The 4,737-nt window shown below is 63.9% G+C and carries 4 protein-coding genes and 1 pseudogene; 3 read left to right on the plus strand and 2 right to left on the minus strand.

The window, feature by feature from the left end; translation table 11 throughout:
* A partial coding sequence (gene tyrS, locus ACOJTD_RS02825; RefSeq protein WP_420131426.1) for a tyrosine--tRNA ligase occupies positions 1–490 on the minus strand: 490 nt, incomplete at its 3' end.
* A 157-nt stretch (positions 491–647) separates the two neighbouring features.
* Here tyrS and ACOJTD_RS02830 point away from each other — a divergent pair.
* Positions 648–1,751: an anhydro-N-acetylmuramic acid kinase gene (locus tag ACOJTD_RS02830; RefSeq protein WP_420131427.1), complete on the plus strand. Its 1,104-nt coding sequence runs from the start codon at positions 648–650 to the stop codon at positions 1,749–1,751.
* A gap of 12 nt (positions 1,752–1,763) precedes the next feature.
* On the opposite strand, the gene ACOJTD_RS02835 is transcribed toward ACOJTD_RS02830, so the two are convergent.
* Positions 1,764–2,411: an alpha/beta hydrolase gene (locus ACOJTD_RS02835; protein WP_054161885.1), complete on the minus strand. Its 648-nt coding sequence runs from the start codon at positions 2,409–2,411 to the stop codon at positions 1,764–1,766.
* Positions 2,412–2,648: 237 nt separating this feature from the next.
* Between ACOJTD_RS02835 and ACOJTD_RS02840 the strand changes: the two genes are divergently transcribed.
* Together ACOJTD_RS02840 and ACOJTD_RS02845 are read left to right on the plus strand one after the other, a co-directional pair.
* On the plus strand, positions 2,649–3,815 hold the full coding sequence (locus ACOJTD_RS02840) for a cysteine desulfurase family protein (RefSeq protein WP_420131428.1): 1,167 nt from the start codon (positions 2,649–2,651) through the stop codon (positions 3,813–3,815).
* 82 nt (positions 3,816–3,897) lie between these two features.
* A pseudogene (locus tag ACOJTD_RS02845) lies at positions 3,898–4,737 on the plus strand (Fe-S cluster assembly protein SufB); the annotation flags it as partial.

Here is a 4,737-nt window from a genome sequence, read left to right on the forward strand (position 1 = left end):
CGAGCCGCAGCTTCACCGAGTCCATCGTCAGCATGCGGTTGATCGAGAAGTGGCGGCCGACGTCGCGCAGCATCTCGATGTAGTTCAGCTTGGTCAGCCACTCGGCGTTGTCGGCCATCACCGCGTCGCTGGCGCCGTCGCCGAAGGTGATGAACTTCGAGAACGTGCCCTTGATCGATTCCTTGTTGGCGTCGATCTGCTCGTAGGTGAGGATCTTGCGGGTCTCGTCGCGGCCCGACGGATCGCCGACGCGGGTGGTGCCTCCGCCCATCAGCGCGATCGGCTTGTTGCCGGTCGCCTGCAGCCAATGCAGCATCATGATCGAGAGCAGGTGGCCGACATGCAGCGATGCGGCGGTGCAGTCGTAACCCACATAGGCTACCACCTCGCGTTTCGCGGCGAGCGCGTCGAGCGAGTCCGGGTCGGAAATCTGATGAATGAAGCCCCGCTGCTGGAGCACATTCATAAAATCTGACTTAAAGGCGGCCATCTCTATCGATCTCTGATCACTGATCCTTCACGTTCGGCGCAGATCGCTCTGAACGTGGTGCAGGAAGGTCTTTCAGGCGGGTTACCGTGTGGCATTATAAGAACTGCGTGTTTGACACAAGTTGGACCTTCCGCAGCGCTGAGAAAGGCGCAGGGCCATGATGTTGACGGCGATCGGACTGATGAGCGGGACCTCGCTGGACGGGGTCGACGTCGCCTTGATCAAGACCGATGGGCGGCGTGTCGCCGCACTCGGGCCATCCAGTTATCGGCCTTACACCGAGGCGGAGCGCGGCCTGCTGCGGCAGGCGCTGGCAGAGGCGACGCAACTCGAGCGGCGCGAGGCGCGGCCTGGCGTTCTCGCCGAGGCCGAGCGCGTGGTGACGATTGCCCATGCCGAGGCGGTGGCGGCGTTCACCGCCCAACACGGCATCGACAAGGATGCGGTCGATCTGGTCGGCTTCCACGGCCAGACCGTGCTGCATCGGCCGGCTTCGAAGCTGACGGTGCAGATCGGCGATGCACAGGCGCTCGCCAAAGCGATCCGAATTCCCGTCGTGTACGATTTCCGCGCGGCCGACGTGGCGTCGGGTGGGCAGGGAGCTCCCTTCGTACCGGTCTATCACCGGGCGCTGGCGCAATCGCTTGGGCGCGACGGTCCGGTGCTGGTGGTGAACATCGGCGGGGTGTCCAACGTCACCTATATCGACGGCCACGACACGCTGATCGCCTGCGATACCGGGCCCGGAAATGCACTGCTCGACGATTTCGTGTTCCGGACCATCGGCAAGGCATTCGATGGCGAGGGCAAACTGGCTGCGCAGGGCGCCATCGATGAGGCTTGGCTGTCGCGGGCACTGCAGCATCCGTTCTTCGCCAAGCCGGCACCCAAATCGCTGGACCGCAACGACTTCGCTGGACTGACGCCGGGCGATTGGTCCGCCTCGGACGGCGCTGCAACGCTGACGGCGTTCACCGCCGCGGCGATCGCAGCGATTGTGCCGCAGCTGCCGAAGCCGCCGCACAGCGTCGTCATCACGGGCGGTGGTGCCCGCAACCTGACGATGATGCGCATGCTGCGCGAACGTCTGGCGCCGGCGCAGGTCGAGAGCGCCGATGCGCTCGGCTGGTCGGCGGATGCGATGGAGGCGCAGGCCTTCGGTTTTCTCGCCGCCCGCGGTCTGAAGGGGCTGCCGCTGAGTTATCCCGCTACCACCGGCGTCGCGTTCCCGATGACCGGCGGGCTGATTGCGCGGCCGTAGCCGCGCGGTCACTCAGCGGACGTTGGCGAGCCGCATGTCGAGATAGGAGGTCACCGTTTCCATCAGCGGCTCCATCTTGTCTTCGAAGAAGTGGTTGGCGCCGGGGATGGTCTGCTGGTCGATGACGATGCCCTTCTGGGTCTTCAGCTTTTCCACCAGGGTGTTGACGTCCTTGGCCGGGGCCACGATGTCCTTTTCGCCGTGGACGATCAGGCCGGACGACGGGCAGGGCGCCAGGAACGAGAAATCGTAGCGGTTCGGTTCCGGCGCGATCGAGATGAAGCCCTCGACCTCGGGACGACGCATCAGCAGCTGCATGCCGATCCAGGCGCCGAACGAGAAGCCGGCGACCCAGCAGGCACGCGCTTCTGGGTTGATGGTCTGGGCCCAATCGAGCGCCGAGGCGGCATCGGAGAGCTCGCCGGTGCCATGATCGAACGAGCCCTGGCTGCGGCCGACGCCGCGGAAATTGAAGCGCAGCACCGAGAAACCACGGGCCACGAAGGCGTAATACACCTGATAGACGATCGGATGATTCATGTTGCCGCGGAACTGCGGGTGCGGGTGCAGCACCATCGCGATCGGGGCGTTCTTCTGCTTGGCGGGGTGATAGCGGCCTTCGAGGCGGCCCGCCGGACCGGTGAAAATGACTTCAGGCATCAGCGATCCTTGGTAGACATCTTGGCATTCGGCCTGGCGCGTCGAGCGCGCGGCGGTCTTGCACAGCGACGGCCGCCAAAACCCGTCGCGCGGGTCTGACAAATGGCCGTATGAACGGGGAGTTGCGTTCTAGCATAGGGCGCAGGGCCAAATGCAAGCATATTGAACACGAACAGGATTTCGGATGCGGGTATTGCGACACCCGATGTGGGAAACGGAACAAAGGAAGCGTGCCGCGTGACGTCGGAGCGGGTCTACCTCGACTGGAATGCGACCACGCCGCTGCGGACCGAAGCGCGCGCAGCCATGGTGGCGGCGCTGGAGCTGACCGGCAACCCGTCGTCGATTCATGCGGAAGGACGGGCGGCGCGGGGGCTCGTCGAGCAGGCGCGCACGGCAGTGGCCGGTGCTGTCGGCGCAGCGCCGCGAGATGTCGTGTTTACCTCCGGCGGCACCGAGGCGATCACGCTGGCGCTCACGCCAGGACTCCGGATCGGTTCCAAACCTGCTGAGCGGCTGCTGGTTTCAGCGGTCGAGCACGCCGCGGTGCTGAGCGGCGGACGGTTTGCTCCGGCGCAGGTCGAAGTTGTTGAAGTGACGCGCGAAGGCGTGCTGAACTTCGATCACCTGCGACAGCTTCTCGCCAGCGGGCCGCCGGCATTGCTGTCCCTCATGCTCGCCAACAACGAGACCGGCGCGCTGCAACCAGTTGCGGAGGCAGCCGAAATCGTCCATGCGGCGGGCGGCTTGGTGCACGTCGATGCAATTCAGGCATTCGGCAAGGTTCCATTCCAGATCAAGGGGTTGGGCGCCGATCTTCTCTCGCTGTCTGCACACAAGATCGGTGGCCCCAAAGGTGTCGGGGCGCTGGTGTTTGGATCTGACGTGCAGGGAGCGGAGCCGGTATTGCGCGGCGGCGGGCAGGAGCTCGGGCGGCGGGCGGGGACCGAGAATGTCGCGGGCATCGCCGGCTTCGGTGCGGCGGTCGCGGCGACCATGCCAACGATTATCGCTGACATGAAGCGGGTCGAAAGCCTGCGGAATCGTCTTGAGGCAAACCTGAGGCAGACCGCTGGGAGCGTCATTTTTTGCGAATCGGTCGCAAGACTTCCAAACACGACGCTGTTCGCGGTGCCGGGGCTGCGCGCCGAGACCGCAGTGATCGGTTTCGACCTCGCCGGGGTCGCAGTGTCGTCCGGATCGGCCTGCTCGTCGGGCAAGGTTCAACCCTCGCACGTGCTGCAGGCGATGGGATGCGGTCCGGAACTTGCACAGTCAGCGATACGCATCAGTCTCGGCTGGTCGAGTAGCGAATCCGACATCGACGCGTGCCTAAATGCTTGGAAAAGGCTCGCCGGCAACTTAACTAAGAGAGATCATGAAACAGTGCCAGAACGGTTCTAAGAGGGTTTCATCCCGCGTCGGATCGTGTAAGCATGTTCCAGCAGATCCACCGCGGTCCTTGAAACCGCGAGCGGAGGTTTAAATGGCTGCCGTCCAAGAGACCGTCGATCGGGTTCGCCAGATCGACGTCGATCAATATCGCTATGGATTCGAGACGCTGATCGAATCCGACAAGGCTCCGAAGGGGCTGTCGGAAGACATCGTCCGCTTCATCTCAGCAAAGAAGAACGAACCTGACTGGATGCTGCAGTGGCGGCTCGAGGCCTATCGTCGCTGGCTGACGATGACCGAGCCGACCTGGGCGCGGGTGAACTACCCCAAGATCGATTTCCAGGATCTCTATTACTACGCGGCGCCGAAGCCGAAGAAGACCGTCGGCTCGCTGGACGAGATCGATCCGGAAATCCTGAAGACTTACGAAAAGCTCGGCATCCCGCTGCGCGAAGTCGCCCTGCTCGAAGGCGTCGAGCCGGCGCCGGGCGGGCCGGACACGCCGAGCCGCAAGATCGCGGTCGATGCGGTGTTCGACTCGGTGTCGGTCGCGACCACGTTCCAGGCCGAGCTGAAGAAGGCCGGTGTGATCTTCATGCCGATCTCGGAAGCCATCAAAGAGCATCCGGAGCTGGTGAAGAAATATCTCGGCACGGTGGTGCCGACCTCGGACAATTTCTACGCGACGCTGAACTCCGCGGTGTTCTCGGACGGCTCGTTCGTCTACGTGCCGAAGGGCGTGCGTTGCCCGATGGAACTCTCGACCTACTTCCGCATCAATGCGGCCAATACCGGCCAGTTCGAGCGCACGCTGATCATCGCCGACAAGGGATCCTACGTCAGCTATCTCGAAGGCTGCACCGCGCCGCAGCGCGACGAGAACCAGCTGCACGCCGCGGTGGTCGAGCTGGTGACGCTCGACGACGCCGAG

Origin of the sequence: Rhodopseudomonas sp. (genome assembly GCF_048594845.1) — a bacterium.
Classification (GTDB): domain Bacteria; phylum Pseudomonadota; class Alphaproteobacteria; order Rhizobiales; family Xanthobacteraceae; genus Rhodopseudomonas.